Annotated in this window: 12 protein-coding genes and 1 riboswitch; of the genes, 3 read left to right on the forward strand and 9 right to left on the reverse strand. The window is 67.2% G+C overall.

What is annotated here, in order from left to right; translation table 11 throughout:
• Nucleotides 1-4 precede the first annotated feature (4 nt).
• The 5 genes from J2T07_RS15040 to J2T07_RS15060 form a co-directional block, all read right to left on the reverse strand.
• Nucleotides 5-697, reverse strand: coding sequence for a 4-carboxy-4-hydroxy-2-oxoadipate aldolase/oxaloacetate decarboxylase (locus J2T07_RS15040; protein ID WP_306850923.1), 693 nt, complete (start codon nt 695-697; stop codon nt 5-7).
• Entirely contained in the window at nt 694-1,416 is a 723-nt protein-coding gene (locus tag J2T07_RS15045) for a PIG-L deacetylase family protein (RefSeq protein WP_306850924.1), read from the reverse strand. Before J2T07_RS15045 ends, J2T07_RS15040 begins: the two co-directional genes overlap by 4 nt.
• A gap of 23 nt (nt 1,417-1,439) precedes the next feature.
• Nucleotides 1,440-2,522 carry a 4-oxalomesaconate tautomerase gene (locus tag J2T07_RS15050; protein WP_306850925.1) on the reverse strand — a complete coding sequence of 361 codons (1,083 nt, stop codon included), beginning with the start codon at nt 2,520-2,522 and terminating at the stop codon, nt 1,440-1,442.
• 141 nt (nt 2,523-2,663) lie between these two features.
• The gene (locus J2T07_RS15055) at nt 2,664-3,572 is read right to left on the reverse strand and encodes a LysR substrate-binding domain-containing protein (protein ID WP_306850926.1); all 909 of its coding nucleotides are present in this window, start codon (nt 3,570-3,572) and stop codon (nt 2,664-2,666) included.
• Nucleotides 3,573-3,636: 64 nt separating this feature from the next.
• A complete protein-coding gene (locus J2T07_RS15060) occupies nt 3,637-4,998 on the reverse strand; it encodes a carbohydrate porin (protein WP_306850927.1) in 1,362 nt (453 codons plus the stop codon).
• Nucleotides 4,999-5,214: 216 nt separating this feature from the next.
• On the opposite strand from J2T07_RS15060, the gene J2T07_RS15065 reads away from it, so the two are divergent.
• A complete protein-coding gene (locus J2T07_RS15065; protein ID WP_306850928.1) occupies nt 5,215-7,551 on the forward strand; it encodes an FdhF/YdeP family oxidoreductase in 2,337 nt (778 codons plus the stop codon).
• Nucleotides 7,541-8,431 carry a formate dehydrogenase accessory sulfurtransferase FdhD gene (fdhD, locus tag J2T07_RS15070; RefSeq protein ID WP_306850929.1) on the forward strand — a complete coding sequence of 297 codons (891 nt, stop codon included), beginning with the start codon at nt 7,541-7,543 and terminating at the stop codon, nt 8,429-8,431. The genes J2T07_RS15065 and fdhD overlap by 11 nt, the downstream gene beginning before the upstream one ends.
• 2 nt (nt 8,432-8,433) lie before the next feature.
• Here fdhD and J2T07_RS15075 read toward each other — a convergent pair whose 3' ends face one another.
• The 4 genes from J2T07_RS15075 to fusA all read right to left on the reverse strand — a co-directional run bounded on the left by J2T07_RS15075 (nt 8,434) and on the right by fusA (nt 12,634).
• Entirely contained in the window at nt 8,434-8,772 is a 339-nt protein-coding gene (locus J2T07_RS15075) for a hypothetical protein (RefSeq protein WP_306850930.1), read from the reverse strand.
• The gene (gene mobA / locus J2T07_RS15080; RefSeq protein WP_306850931.1) at nt 8,769-9,329 is read right to left on the reverse strand and encodes a molybdenum cofactor guanylyltransferase; all 561 of its coding nucleotides are present in this window, start codon (nt 9,327-9,329) and stop codon (nt 8,769-8,771) included. The genes J2T07_RS15075 and mobA overlap by 4 nt, the downstream gene beginning before the upstream one ends.
• Nucleotides 9,299-10,489 carry a molybdopterin molybdotransferase MoeA gene (locus J2T07_RS15085; RefSeq protein ID WP_306850932.1) on the reverse strand — a complete coding sequence of 397 codons (1,191 nt, stop codon included), beginning with the start codon at nt 10,487-10,489 and terminating at the stop codon, nt 9,299-9,301. The genes mobA and J2T07_RS15085 overlap by 31 nt, the downstream gene beginning before the upstream one ends.
• A 72-nt stretch (nt 10,490-10,561) precedes the next feature.
• On the reverse strand, nt 10,562-12,634 hold the full coding sequence (fusA, locus tag J2T07_RS15090; RefSeq protein WP_306850933.1) for an elongation factor G: 2,073 nt from the start codon (nt 12,632-12,634) through the stop codon (nt 10,562-10,564).
• Nucleotides 12,635-13,230: 596 nt separating this feature from the next.
• On the opposite strand from fusA, the gene J2T07_RS15095 reads away from it, so the two are divergent.
• A complete protein-coding gene (locus J2T07_RS15095; protein WP_306850934.1) occupies nt 13,231-14,211 on the forward strand; it encodes an aldo/keto reductase in 981 nt (326 codons plus the stop codon).
• Nucleotides 14,212-14,297: 86 nt separating this feature from the next.
• Nucleotides 14,298-14,513: riboswitch (cobalamin riboswitch) on the forward strand.
• Nucleotides 14,514-14,622 lie beyond the last annotated feature (109 nt).

Genomic DNA, 14,622 nt, shown 5'->3' on the forward strand with positions numbered 1-14,622 from the left:
CGGGTCACTCGTTGGGAAGGTCGTCGACATAACGCAGGCCTGCTTCGGCCAGCTTCGGGCGCATGTCGTAGATATCGAGGCCAAGCTCGCCCGCGGCCAGCCGCGCGCGCTTGGCCTCTTCGTTGAGCACGCGCTTGCGCGCTGCGGCGATGGCGCTCTCCACGGTGGCATGCGGCACCACCACCACGCCATCGTCGTCGGCGACGATCGCGTCGCCCGGTTTCACGTACTGTCCGCCGATCACCACCGGCACGTTCACCGAGCCGAGCGTGGCCTTGACCGTACCGCGTGCATGCACCGCGCGCGCCCATACGGCAAAGCCCATGCGGCGCAGTTCCGCGCTGTCGCGCACGCCGGCGTCGATAACGAGGCCAGCGACGCCGCGTGACATCAGTGACGTGGCGAGCAGGTCGCCGAACATGCCGTCGGTATTCTCCGTCGTGCAGGCCACGACCAGGATATCGCCGGGACGGCATTGCTCCACCGCGACGTGGAGCATCCAGTTGTCGCCCGGCTGCGCCAGCACGGTGACCGCCGACCCCGCGATCGACGCGTCGCGCTGGATGGGCGCGATCGGCGGCAGGAACAGGCCCGTGCGGCCCTGCGCCTCGTGCACCGTGGCGACACCCATGGCGGCGAGCGACCGGGCCTGGTCGGCCGTAATGGATGGGCGGTTGCGGACGACCACGCCGATCATGCGAGCATGCCCTGGGTCACATGCGGGAACACGCGCTGGAATGCCTCGGCATAGGTGATCCTGAAGTCGGAGTTGCGCGTGGCCTGTGCACCGCGTTGCAGGCCGACACGGGTGTAGTACTCCCACAGGTGCTCCTGCGCTCGCATGGTCTCGAACGCCGCGCGCTTCTTCTCCCACACCGGCGTGATGTCGAGGAACAGTTCGGGTTTCCACTCGCACTGCTCCGGCTGGTGCGGTTCGAACAGGTAGACCGGCGGCGCGCCTATCACGGGCACGTCCGGCTCATGGCCATGCGCCTGTGCCACCACGCGCGCTTCCTGGGCCAGGTGGGTCGCCAGCGGATGGTCGAAGTTGTAAGGGTCTTTCAGCGAATGGCTGAGCACGAAGGAAGGGCGCAACTCGCGGTAGACCTTGGCCAGGTGGAAGACCACGTCCAGGTCGACCCGCATGGGGTAATCGCCGATGTCGAGGAACTCGACACTGGCACCGAGGATGTCCGCGGCCTCCTGGGCCTCGGCCCGGCGGTCGGTCTTCACCTTCTCCATCGTCATGCCGGGCTGACGCCACAGCTTGGCGGATTCGCCGCGTTCGCCGAACGAGAGGCAGACGATATGCACCCGCCAGCCCTGCGCCGCATGCAGCGCGATGGCACCGCCGGCGCGCCAGACGAAGTCGGCGGAGTGGGCGCTCACGACGAGCGCGGTTTTGGGTTCGGACATCTTGAGTGCTCCAGGGGGAAGGATCAGGCGGTGGGGCCGCGCCAGATCGAGGGAGAAACGGGAACGCTGCCGCGCATCAGCAACCGGGCCGTGCGCAGCAAGGCCGCGCGGACGACGCGTGTGCCCTCCAGCCCGATCTCCACGCTGAATTCGCCGGTGGGGTGTTCGATGGAAAGCGTGCGGACGTCGCCCTGCCCCGGCGTCGCGACGTCGTAGGCGACGGAGCCGGGAAGCACGGCCGCCGTGGCGACGGTGACGGCACCCAGGACGCCGATCGACGTGTGGCAATCGTGGGGGATGAAGGTACGCGTACCGATGGCACCGCCGGCGCGCGGCGGCGACACGAGCGTGATCTTCGGTACCGGCTTCCTGGACACGTCACCGAGGTTCATGAGCGGCGCGGCCTTGAGGCGCAACGACTCGATGCGCGCCTTGAGCTCCACGTTGGCATCCAGCTCCTCCGGGCGCTCGTCGCCGCGCACACCCAGCGCGGCGGCGGCGATGACCATCACCGGCATGCCGTTGTCGATGAGGGTCATTTCGACACCATCGATCGTGTCACGCACGTTGCCGGTGGGCAGAAGGCTGCCCGTGAGCGAACCTTCCGTATCGAGGAAACGGCAACGCACTGGGGCGGCCGTGCGCGGCACGCCGTCGATGCGCGCGTCGCCGTCGTAATCGGGCAGGCCCGTCGGCGTGTCGATGGTGATTTCGGCGATCACGCCGGTGTTGATCGTACGCACGCGGCGCGTGGTGGTGCCGCGGTCGCCGGCGAGCAGGCCGGCTTCGATCGCCGCCGGCAGGGCCGCCGCGAGCATGTTGCCGCAGTTGGGCGTGGTATCCACCGTGGCTTCGGCGATGCCGACCTGGCCGAACAGGAAATCGAGGTCGGCGGCACCGTCGGCCGGCACCGAGAGGATGCCGGTCTTGCTCGTGAGCGGCCGGGCACCGCCGAGGCCGTCGATCTGGCGCTCGTCCGGCGAACCCATGGCCGCGAGGATGACCGCGTCGCGGGTCGCGATGTCACCGGGCAGGTCACGAGCCAGGAAGAAAGGTCCCTTGGACGTGCCGCCGCGCATGTACCAGCAGGGAATCTCGTGTGCCATGGTATGCCGCCCATCGTCTGAAACAACCGGCACGATGGTCGTCCTGCCGCGACAAGCGAACAACGCGATGCCGCGCCTATCTGTTATGCACGATCGGCATAGCTAGCTGCACATCATGCAATTGATGCAATGCATCATCATTCAGTCCCGCGGGTCCAGCTTGCCTTCCGCGATCAGTTCATCCACGAGGATCAGCGCCTGCTCGGTGATGGCGCTCATGGGCCGCTGCGTGGGTGTCGCCACGACGAGGCGCGTCACGATGTTCGGCATGACGATCGGGACCGCCCGCAACCCGTGTGGACCGCGGCGGGCCAGGACGGCATTGCGCGAGAGGATGCCGTAGCCCACGCCGCGCTCGACGAGATCCAGCAGCGAGCGTACGGAATCGATCTCCAGGCGGATGTCCAGCGACACGCCATATCGTGCGGTGTCGGCCTCGATCAGCTGGCGCACGGAGTGCAGCGGCGAGGGAATGATGAGCGGATATTTGCCGAGAGTGGCCAAGGGAACGCTGTCGGGCAACTCGCGGCCGTCCTTCGCGCTCCCGATGAGGTAGAGCTCTTCGGTGTGCACGTGGCGAAAACGCATGTTCGCGTTGACCGACGGGTTGTACAGCAGCGCGCAATCGAGCCGGCCCAGCTGCAGCCATTCGAGCAGGCTGGCGCTCAGGGCTTCCGCCACGCTGATCTGCGCGGCTGGAAAGCGCTCGCGGAAGCGCATCACCAGATCCACCGTGAGCAAGCCTCCCACGCTGGGCGGGAGGCCGATTGCCAGCTTGCCGGCGTAGACCCCACGCGCCTGGCCCAACTGCATGCGTGCGACTTCGACCTGGCGCAGGATGCCACGGCCATGTTCGACCAGCTCGCGGCCCGCGTCGGTAGCAACCACGCCGCGACCATTGCGTTCGAGCAGGTGGGTGCCCAACTCCATTTCCAGCTGGCGCACCTGCCGGCTGAGCAACGATTGGGAGACATCGAGCGTTGCCGCGGCGCGCGTGAGGCTGCCGAACTCGACGATGCGGATGAAGCTTTGCAGGTGTTTCAGGTCCACGGGAAGATCACGCGCCAGCCGGCCAGGATGTCCCGATTATGTGCCCAATGCCGGCGCCCCCGCCTCATTGGCTACCGGGGCCGCCCATGTTCACCATCACCCGCAGCCCGATCACGATCGCGTTGGCCGGAACCCGCTTCACACCCACCGTGTTGCCGAGGATGTCCGGGTGCACGATGTATTGCAGGTTGGGCACCAGGCTGACCACGGGGAAGAGCTTGTAGCTGTAGTTGAGTTCGGTCATCCATTCGTTGCGGTCGAAATGGTCGTTGGTGCCGCTGTTCTTGTGGATGAGGTCGTCTTCGAACCCCGTGGCCTTCCGGCTGAAACGGAACAGGGTGGCCTGGAAGCCGAGGGAGTCGTTCGGCCGCGCGGCGGACAAGCCTGTCCAGAGCGCGCCGAAGGTGGATTGCAGCGTGTAGTTCTCGGCATTGTCGAGCGGGCCGGTGACCGAGCCGAAGACGGCGAGGTTACGCGTGTTCGAGTTGGCGTCCGGTTTCCACACCACCTTGTCGGCCAGTACATAGAGACCGTAGCGGCCACCGTCGTAGCTGCGCGCGGTACCGCCGACGAGGCCGCGATGGAGACCGCGCGTGTTGAGTTCGGGATCGGTGAACGGGGCGGAGTTATACCAGCCGCCGATCTTCAGGTGCTTCGGATAAGGATCGTTCGCGAAGCTGGTCTCATAGCCCACCTCGACGGGAATCATCACGCCGGTGGCGTTGTTGAGGCCCCAGTTCAGGCCATTGTTGTTGCGCCGGTCCGGATTGATCTCGAACGCGCCGATCGACACATAGCGCGCATCGGGCTGGTACTTCACACGCGCGCCCCAGTTCACGTAGGGAAAGCCGCTGAAACCGCCGGACGTGTTGGTGAGCTGGTAGGGGCAATCCGGTGCGCTGACGAAACGGCAGCCGTACGTCGAGCGGGCGAATTGCCAGGTGGCGTTGAGGCGGCCGGCCAGCACGTTGACATGACTGTCGGTGAACTGTTGCTCCCAACTCAACTGGGCAAGCTCCCATTGGCGCTTCGGATACCAGTAGCCCTGGATCTTCTGGATCACGCCGATGTCGTCCGCGGCGACGCTATGGCCGTAGTAGCGGGCGAAAGTGATATGCATCTTGCCGCCGTCGATGCCTGCGAGCTTGCCCATGTCCAGGTCGGCGCCGCCGACGGCGCCGCCACCGTTCGTCGCGCCCAGGCGTTCGCCGCCACGCACGCTGGCCGCCCAGTCGTTAGCCCATACGAAACGCAGCGAGACACCCTCCTCGCGCAGGCGGTCGACCGGCCCCTTGCTGTCCTGCGGTTGGGCCGGCGTGGCCTGGCGCGGCTGTTGCGCATCCGGCGCGGCCTGTGCGGCCGCGGCCGATGCGGCTAGGACGGCGAGTGCGACGAGTGCGGCCATGGCGAAGCGACGGAACATCATGTGCTTTGGAACCCCCGATCCCGTCGAATGGCGACGGTGCGGGGCGATCCTCGCCGCAGGGCGGGGCATGGAACAACGCGATGACGAAACTATCAGGTATGCGAAAGATGCATGACTTGCGTTACGTCATGACTATTGTGCATCGCAACAAGAGACGGGATCGCCCCGTACCTTGGTTTTATTGCTCCTTTTGGTGCGGCGTAGAATGATGCGTCCATGAGTGAAAACACTATCCCCGGTGTCGACGACTACGATGGCCCCGCCGGCGGTTGGGGCGCGCTCGGTGCCGTGGCCCGCGCACTGAGCGGACAGATGGCCATCGCCCGCGAGTCCATCGCCCTGCACAAGGTGAACCAGCCGCAAGGCTTCGACTGTCCGGGCTGCGCCTGGCCGGACCCTAAGGAAACCTCCTCGTTCGAGTTCTGCGAGAACGGCGCGAAGGCGGTGTCCTGGGAGGCCACCGCCAAGCGGGTCCGGCCGGAGTTCTTCGCGAAGAACACGGTTGCCGACCTGTGGAACCTGTCCGACTACACGCTCGAGGGGCTGGGGCGGATCACCTATCCCATGGCGTACGACCGCACGAGCGACACCTACCGCCCGATCGCGTGGGAAGAGGCGTTCCGCCGTATCGGTACGGCGCTGCGTGCGCTGCCGGACCCGGACATGGCCGAGTTCTACACCTCGGGCCGCGCCTCCAACGAAGCCGCTTTCCTGTACCAGCTGTTCGTCCGCGAGTTCGGCACGAACAATTTCCCCGACTGCTCGAACATGTGCCACGAGGCCACCAGCGTAGGCCTGCCGCAGTCGATCGGCGTCGGCAAGGGTACGGTGGTGCTCGAGGATTTCGAACACTGCGACGCGATCTTCTGCATCGGCCACAACCCCGGCACCAACCACCCGCGCATGCTTTCGACCTTGCGCGAGGCTTCGCTGCGCGGCGTGCCCATCGTGGTGCTCAATCCCCTGCCCGAGCGAGGCCTGGAACGGTTCACGTCACCCCAGCATCCGGTGGAAATGCTCACCGGCAAGTCCACGCGCATCGCGTCCACCTATTACAAGCTGAAGATCGGCGGCGATGTCGCCGTGCTGAAGGGCATGATGAAGGCCGTGCTCACGGCCGACGAACGCGCCGTCGCGGCTGGCATGCCCCGCGTTATCGACCATGCGTTCATCGAGGCCCACACGAGCGGTTTCGAGGCACTCGTGGAGGATGTCGCGAACACTTCCTGGGCGGCGATCGAGCGTGCCTCGGGACTCACCCGCGCGCAGGTCGAGGACGCGGCCGACATCTACGCCAAGGCGAAGAACGTCATCGTCTGCTACGGCATGGGTATCACCCAGCACGTGCACGGCACCGAGAACGTGCAGCAGATCGCCAACCTGTTGCTCCTGCGCGGCAACATCGGCCGCCGCGGCGCGGGAATCTGCCCGCTGCGCGGCCATAGCAACGTGCAGGGCGACCGCACGGTGGGCATCACCGAGAAGCCCACCGACGCGCTGAACGACGGCATCCGCGCCACCTACGGTTTCGAACCACCCGCGGCGCATGGACACGACGCCGTCGCCGCCGTCATCGCGATCCGCGAAGGCCGCTCCCGGGCCTTGGTCGCCCTCGGTGGCAACCTCGCCGTGGCGATGCCGGACACGACGGAGACCTTCGAGGCGATGGCGAAGCTGGACCTCGCGGTGCATATCGCCACGAAACTCAACCGGTCGCACCTCATCCTGGCGAAGGAATCGTTCATCCTGCCCTGTCTGGGCAGGACCGAACTGGACGTGCAGGCCACCGGCCCGCAATCGGTGACCGTGGAGGATTCGATGTCGATGGTGCATGCCTCGGCCGGTACGCTCACCCCGGCGTCGGAGCATCTACGCTCCGAGCCGTGGATCATCGGCGGCATCGCCAAGGCCACCCTGCCTGCCACGCGCGTGGACTGGGACCGGCTCGTGGGTGACTACAACCTCATCCGCGACGACATCGAGAAGGTCTTTCCGATCTTCCGCGACTTCAACAGGCGTGTGAACGTGCCCGGCGGATTTCGCCTGCCGGTGGCGGCGAGCGAGCGTGAATGGGCGACGCCCGACAGGCGCGCCCGCTTCCTCGTCGCGCCTGGCCTCGACGAAGATCCACCGTTGGAAACGGGTGGCCTCATGCTGACCACCCTCCGTTCGCACGACCAGTACAACACGACGATCTACGGCCTCAACGACCGTTACCGTGGCGTCAGCGGACGGCGCGACGTCGTCTTCATGCACGCCAACGATCTCTCCGCACGCGGCCTAAAGCATGGCGACCGCATCGACATCTTCGCCACCGGCGCCAATGTCGCCGACGGCAAGGAGCGCGCGGTGCGTGGCTTCGTCGCCGTCGCCTACGACATCGCCGAGGGGTCGGTCGCGATGTACTACCCCGAGGGCAACGCGCTCATCGCGCTGGAAAGCCACGACCGCCGCTCGGGTACCCCGGCCTATAAATCGGTGCCGGTAAACATCGAAGCCTCGACCGTGCGCACCGCCGCCCCGGCACGGCCGAAGGCCGAACATGCCGCCTGAGCGCCGCCACCCTAGCGGTTGCGCCACGCGGCCGGTGACGCGAGTCGACCGTGGCCTGCACGTGGCCGACGACGACCGGCTCGCGGAAGAGGTTCCGGTGGCGATGCATTTCGATGGCTCGCCGTTCGCGGTGATGATGGCGACGCCGGACGACCTCGATGATTTCGCGCGGGGTTTCGCGTTGACGGAAGGCAAGGTGGAGACCGTGCTGGAGATCGTCGATATCGATGTACGCGAGGTGTTGGAGGGCATCACGGTGGATGTGCGCACGGCCTCCGGGATATCGCGGACGGGGTCCGCTCCCAGGCCGGTGCCCACCGACCCCATCGGCGATGCCGGCTGTCTGGTGGGAGCCGACCCTGTCGGCGATTCGGCCCCGATGGCCCGGCAACTTCCCGGCCGCAGCGGCTGCGGCATCTGCGGCAGCCGTGAACTCGAGGATGTCGTCCGCCACCCACCGCCAGTGGCGGCGGGTCCGGTCGTCGGTTCCGATGCGATCGAGCGCGCCCTCGAATCGCTACGTGGCATGCAACCCATCAACGCCTTCACCGGCTCCGTGCACGCCGCCGCCTGGGCCACGCCGGATGGCACGATCGTGAAAGTGCGCGAGGACGTCGGCCGGCACAACGCGCTCGACAAACTGATTGGCGCGATGCTCGTCGACGGCAGCGATCCGCGCGACGGTTTCCTCGTGATCACCAGCCGCGCCAGCTACGAAATGGTGACCAAGGCCGCTGTCGCCGGCATGACCCTCGTGGTGGCGATCTCCGCGCCCACGGCGCTCGCCGTGCACCTGGCCGAGGACTGCGGCCTGACCTTGCTGGGCTTCGCCCGCCCCGGCCGCTTCAACATCTACAGCCGCCCGGAACGCATCGCCTGAGTTCAGCCCTTGCGCCGGCGCAGGCTGTCCTTCACGTCCACATCGAAGCGCACGGTGGTAGCCACCGTGTCGTAGCCAGGGATGTCGAAGACCAGGCCATCCTTGCTCGGCAGGCGCGACAGCAGGTCGCGCAGCGCCATGCGTGGCACGCCCATGCGCCATTCGTGGGCATTGCCGGAAAGCGTGCATACGGGCCCATCGGTGGCGTCGATCGAGTAGCGCATGGTGAATGCCTTGCCGAATGCCGTCGAGCCCAACAGGGCGATGTCGTCGAGCAACTCACCCAGTTCATCCTCGTCGATGCGGACGCGGACGGTGTCGTCTTCCAGCTGCACTCTCATGCGTTGACCTCTCGCCATTCCTGGGGGGTGTTGCAGTTCAACAGGTATCGTGGATCGATGCCATCGAGCGGCAGTCTCGTCGTACCGAGCCGCTCCTGCAAGGCGAAGACCGACCGTTCGCGTCCGGCGAGCGCCATGACACCGGCGAGCACCTCGCGCGTGGCCGCGTTCATCGTCAGGCGCATCGGCAACGGGTGGCCCTGCCAACTGACCGCCGCCGGCGAGGAGGTGGCAAGCAATGGCCGGAGCACGTCCTCGTGCAACCGCGGCATGTCCACGGGAATCACCAGCCACTCGCCATCCGGAAGTCCGCCGGCCGCGCTCGCGATGCCGCCGACGGGACCGGCCTCTGGCCAGCGGTCGGGAATCCCGCCCGCGCGTGCGCCGCTGATCGCCACCCGTTCCGCACCCGCGGCACGCAATACCGCGAGGCTGCGTTCGAGCAACGTGTGGCCGCCGATGCGCATGAGCGCCTTGTCTTCACCCATGCGGGACGACCGGCCGCCGGCGAGGACGAGTCCGACGATCACGTGGCGTCCGCCGGATCGATCGGCCACGCCTCGGCATCGCCGTCGGCGCCAGTGGTCAGCCAGGTGTTCGCCTGCGTATAGGGAAGGATGCGATACGCCGCCTGGGCGTCCGCGAGATGCGCGACCTGCCTTCCTTGCGCATCGTTCCCGACGCGTCCCAACGCGAAATGCCGCATGCCTTCGCGTCCGGTGAATGGCGTCGCCAGTGTCACGCGCGTGGGGCGCTCGGCGGGAAGACCCGCCATGGCGCGCAGAACGGGAGCGACGAAGAAACGATAGCCCACCGCGACCGCGATCGGATTGCCGGGCAAGGCGAGTACCAGCGGGCCACCATCGAAACGCGCGGCAAGCAACGGCTTGCCCGGCCGGATCGCGACCTTGTGAAAGAGTTCCCGCGCACCGAGCGAAGCCAGTGCCGAAGGCACGAAATCGAAGCGTCCCGCGGACACGGCGCCCGTGGTGACGATGAGGTCCGCACCGGCGTCCCGTGCGTCGCGTACCGCGACATGGAACGCATCGCCCACGTCCGGCACCCGCGCACGCCCCGCCGGCTCGACACCCCAGGACGCGAGGCTCGCGGCGAGGAACGGTCCATTGGAGTCGTGGATGCCTCCCGGTGGCAAGGGACCGGTGGGGTTGAGTTCGCTACCGGTCGCGATCACCGCCACGCGCGGCTGGCGCACGGCGTCGACGCGATCGATACCCAGCGCCGCGAGCAACATGATCGCCGCGGCATCGATGCGCCGTCCTCGTGCGAGCGCCAGTGCTCCTTCGCCGATGTCCGTACCGGCGTGGCGCACATTCTGCCCCCGGCGCTCATCGGCAAGGAAACGGACCTCCCCTCCCCGCCGTTCGCAGCGTTCCACGGGGACGACGGTGTCGAAGCCCACCGGCATGCGCGCACCGGTGGCGATCTCGCAGGCTTCGGCTTCCGGATACGTGTCGATCGTGTCGCCGGCCGCATGCATCGCGGCCACGGCACGAACGGTTCCGGCAGGGATGGCGTCGCCTTCGGCACGAACGGCATAGCCATCCATCGCCGCGTTGTCGAACGAGGGCAGCGCCAGCGGACTGGCCATGTCGGCGGCGAGGAACCGCAGCCTGGCGGCGCCGAGGGCGACCTGCTCCACATCGAGCGGCCGGACTTCAGCAAGCAGGAGTGCCAGCGCTTCGGGATAGGAAATCATGGGTGAAGCGTAACCCGCCAACAGGCGGCCGTGTAGGAACGAGGGCGGCCATCCGGCCGCCCTCGCTTCATGTCACGCCGAACGGCGCGACTGTTCCTGCATCGCCGCCGGCCGGTAGGCATGGAACGCCACCGTGGCCGACGCCCGCCCCTGGCTCAGCGAACGCAAGGCGGTACTGTAGCCGTCGAGCTGCGCCAGGGGCACGTCGGCGTCGATCTCGGTGCGTTCCTGGCGGTCGACGAGGTTGACGATCTGCCCGCCGCGGCGTTGCAGGTCGCCCAACACATCGCCCACCGCCGAACCCGGCGCGCTCACCGACACGCGCATCACCGGCTCCAGCAGCACCGTGCCCGTGGCTTCCAGCGCCGATTTCACCGCGATCTGAGCCGCGCGATGGAAGGCGGCCTCGTTCGAGTCCACGGCATGGGCCTGTCCGTCCAGCACGGCGACCGCCGCGCCCACCACCGGATAGCCACGCGGCCCTTCCACCAGCGCCGAGGCGACGCCTTTCTCCACCGCCGCCTGGAACTGCTTGGGAATGACGCCGCCCGTGGTGCGGTCCTCGAACCGGTTGGTCTCCTCGCCGGTCGGGGTGACCGACAGCACCACGCGCGCGAACTGGCCGCTGCCGCCGGTCTGCTTGGCGAGCTTGCCCTCCACGGCACCGGACGCGGCCGCCGGGGTCTCCTGGTAAGCCACGCGCGGCGAACCCGTGCGCACCTGCACACCCCATTCGCGACGCAGGCGCTCCACCATCACTTCCAGGTGAAGTTCGCCCATGCCCCAGACCAGGGTTTCGCCGGTGTCCGGATCGGTGCCGACGCGGAACGACGGGTCCTCCTGCGCGAGGCGGGCGAGACCGTTGCCCAGCTTGAGCAGGTCGGCCGAACGCTCGGGCGACAGCCGCCACGACAGCACGGCCGGCTGCGCCTGGATGGTCTCCAGCCGCACGCGGCGGTGCGTATCGGACAAGGTCTCGCCCGTGGCCACGTCTTTCCAGCCCGCGATGGCGACGATGTCTCCCGCCTCGGCGGCATCCACCGCCTCGGTGTCTTCGGCACGCACGACGGCAAGCCGGCCGATGCGCTGTACGCGATCGGTACCACTGCGCCACACGGCGTCACCGACGCTCAACCGGCCCGAGTACACGCGGATGAAGGCCAGCGGACCGTGCGCCTGGTTGACGACCTTGAAGACGAGCGCCGCCAACGGCGCGTCCGCATCGGGCGCGACCGTCACGTCGCCATCATCGGTATGCCCGACCACGGCAGGACGATCCAGCGGCGACGGCAGGTACGCGACGAGCGCATCCAGCAGCGGCTCGATGCCGACGTTGCGGAACGCCGAGCCCGGCAGTACCGGCGAGCCGGCACCCGCGAGCGTGCCGCGTCGAAGCGCCGCCGTGAGCGCCGCCGCGTCGATCGGCTGTTCGGCGAGCCAGAGTTCGGCCAGCGTATCGTCACGATCGGCCACGGCGGCCACGAGTTCGGCACGCGCATCCGCATGCGTCGCGCGCTCGCCGTCCGTCCACGGCTGGACCGTAGGCGTGCCGGCCTCGTCGAAACGCCAGGTGCGTTCCGCCACGAGGTCGACGAGACCCGTCATGTGTTCGCCTTCGACGATCGGGCGCGCCACCACCCACGGGTTCGCACCGAGCTTGTCGCGCATCTGCCCGACCACCGCGTCGAAGTCCGCTCCCGGGCGGTCCATCTTGTTGACGAACGCCATCAACGGCACGCCATGCCGGCGCGCCTGGTGCCAGACGGTTTCGGATTGCGGCTGCACGCCGGCCACGCCGGAGAACACGGTGACGGCACCGTCGAGCACGCGCAGGGAGCGCTCGACCTCGATCGCGAAGTCGATGTGCCCCGGCGTGTCGATCAGGGTCAGGCGATGCGGCTGGCCGCCTTCCGGCGTCCAGTTCGCGCGCACGGCGGCGGCGCCGATCGTGATGCCACGCTCACGTTCGAGTTCCATATGGTCGGTGGTGGTGGCGCCGTCGTGCACCTCACCGGTACGGTGGATCGTGCCGGTCTTGTAGAGCAGGCGTTCGGTGAGCGTGGTCTTGCCCGCGTCGACGTGCGCGATGATGCCGAGGTTGCGCCAACGGCCGACGGGGATCTGGGTTTCGCGGGTGGTACTCATGGCTAACGGTTCCTGATGGGGATCGCCAGGGGCTCGGATGCGTCTCGAGCGAGGCACTCCCCGATCCGTTTACCGCCGCCCCTGGCTGAGCGGGACGGTCAGGATCGGGGGTCGCGGCAGTTCTTCATGGCACGCTGCTCCAAAGGTGGGTTCGCAAGGAAAATTCGGGACAAAAAAAAGCACCCTTGCGGGTGCTTTCGATGTTCCTGGCAACCGGCGCGCCGTCTTACGACGAAGCTCCGCCAAGCATGGAACGCGCGCACCCGCGACGCGCCCATGGGGCGATCGGTGGGACGTGCATCAAATCGTGCTTGCAGCGGAACATGGCTTGGCTCTCGTGACAGGAGGCGAATGCTACGCCCGGGCCGGCTGACCGGCAAGGTGCGCCGTCTTCGCGTTGGGCTCCTAGTTAGGGACGCCTGGGCCGGTTTCAAGGGGAGGGGGCATAGATGTCTTCGATACCGTGTCGGTGGCGCCCGCATGTCACATGACGCGATTGTCATGATCGACGAACGCTCCCGAGATTTACAGTATGTGGTGACAGGTGTATCCCGGTCCGGATATCGCCCCCATCCATACGTGCCTCGGAGTCCCCCATGCGCTACGTCAAACTCGGCCGTACCGGCCTGGACATCTCTCCCCTGGTCCTTGGCTGCATGACCTACGGCGTGCCCGGTCGCGGCAACCACGCCTGGACGCTCGACGAGGAACAAAGCCGCCCCTTCATTCGCAAGGCGCTCGATCTCGGGATCAATTTCTTCGATACCGCGAATGCGTATTCCGACGGCACCTCCGAGGAAATCGTCGGGCGTGCGCTGAAGGATTTCGCGAGACGCGACGAAGTCGTGATCGCCACGAAGACCTACTTCCATTGGCGCAAAGGCCCCAATGGCGGCGGTCTTTCGCGCAAGGCCATCTTCCATTCCGTCGACGACAGCCTTCAGCGCCTGGGCACCGACTACATCGACCTGCTGCAGATTCATCGCGCGGATCACACCACGCCGATCGAAGAGACGCTCGAAGCGCTGCACGACCTGGTGAAGGCGGGAAAGGTGCGCTACCTCGGCGCGTCGTCGATGTATGCATGGCAGTTCGCGAAGATGGTCTATACCTCGCGCCTCCATGGCTGGACCGAATTCGTGAGCATGCAGGACCACTACAACCTGCTGCAGCGGGAGGAAGAGCGCGAGATGATTCCGTTCTGCATCGACCAGGACATCGCGGTCATCCCATGGAGCCCACTGGCACGCGGCCGCCTCACGCGCGACTGGGACGAAACCAGCACCCGCCAGGAGAGCGACGTCTTCGGTAGCACGCTATACAACGCGACCGTCGAGTCGGACAAGGCGATCGTCGCCGCGGTGAAAAAAGTCGCCGAAGGGCGCGGCGTACCGCGTGCGCAGGTGGCCTTGTCCTGGGTGGCCCACCGCAAGGGCGTCACCGCGCCGATCGTGGGAGCATCGAAGCCGCATCATCTCGATGACGCCGTGGCGGCGATCGATCTCGTGTTGAGCCCGGAGGAGACGGCGATGCTCGAAGCCGCTTACGGCCCTCATCCCATCGCAGGCTTCGAGTAGACATCCGCGGCTCCCGCACGGGCACCTCGGGCGATGGCTGAGCAGGCGCCCCCTCCTTCGCATTGACTTTGGACGTCCAGAGGGCTAACTTCCCGCTCGTTAGCGGTCTTTATCTTTCTATTCGAATAGGAAGATAAAGCTAAGAGGGAAGCCGGTGGGAATCCGGCGCTGCCCCGCAGCGGTATGTGGAGACGAACCCGTCACAGGCACTGGATCGATGGCGATCCGGGAAGCGACGGGGGAGGAGACGTCCTGGCGTCACATCCACGAGCCCGAAGACCTGCCGCCAGCCGGAGCGAACGCACCGTCATGGGTGCGTCGTTCCGTCCGGCCTGGGCCGTCTCCTCCTCCCGAGGCGGCCCGGTTCGCCCGCGGGGGCGAAGGTCGACGGCAAACCCTCATGACCCAGGC

Origin of the sequence: Luteibacter jiangsuensis (genome assembly GCF_030812295.1) — a bacterium.
In the GTDB taxonomy this organism is placed as follows: domain Bacteria; phylum Pseudomonadota; class Gammaproteobacteria; order Xanthomonadales; family Rhodanobacteraceae; genus Luteibacter; species Luteibacter jiangsuensis_A.

Bases quoted from the DNA above. Each gene is read 5' to 3' on its own strand.
- J2T07_RS15040 (WP_306850923.1), bottom strand. From the start codon at position 697: ATGATCGGCGTGGTCGTCCGCAACCGCCCATCCATTACGGCCGACCAG.
- J2T07_RS15045 (WP_306850924.1), bottom strand. From the start codon at position 1,416: ATGTCCGAACCCAAAACCGCGCTCGTCGTGAGCGCCCACTCCGCCGAC.
- J2T07_RS15050 (WP_306850925.1), bottom strand. From the start codon at position 2,522: ATGGCACACGAGATTCCCTGCTGGTACATGCGCGGCGGCACGTCCAAG.
- J2T07_RS15060 (WP_306850927.1), bottom strand. From the start codon at position 4,998: ATGATGTTCCGTCGCTTCGCCATGGCCGCACTCGTCGCACTCGCCGTC.
- J2T07_RS15065 (WP_306850928.1), top strand. From the start codon at position 5,215: ATGAGTGAAAACACTATCCCCGGTGTCGACGACTACGATGGCCCCGCC.
- fdhD (WP_306850929.1), top strand. From the start codon at position 7,541: ATGCCGCCTGAGCGCCGCCACCCTAGCGGTTGCGCCACGCGGCCGGTG.
- J2T07_RS15075 (WP_306850930.1), bottom strand. From the start codon at position 8,772: ATGAGAGTGCAGCTGGAAGACGACACCGTCCGCGTCCGCATCGACGAG.
- J2T07_RS15085 (WP_306850932.1), bottom strand. From the start codon at position 10,489: ATGATTTCCTATCCCGAAGCGCTGGCACTCCTGCTTGCTGAAGTCCGG.
- fusA (WP_306850933.1), bottom strand. From the start codon at position 12,634: ATGAGTACCACCCGCGAAACCCAGATCCCCGTCGGCCGTTGGCGCAAC.
- J2T07_RS15095 (WP_306850934.1), top strand. From the start codon at position 13,231: ATGCGCTACGTCAAACTCGGCCGTACCGGCCTGGACATCTCTCCCCTG.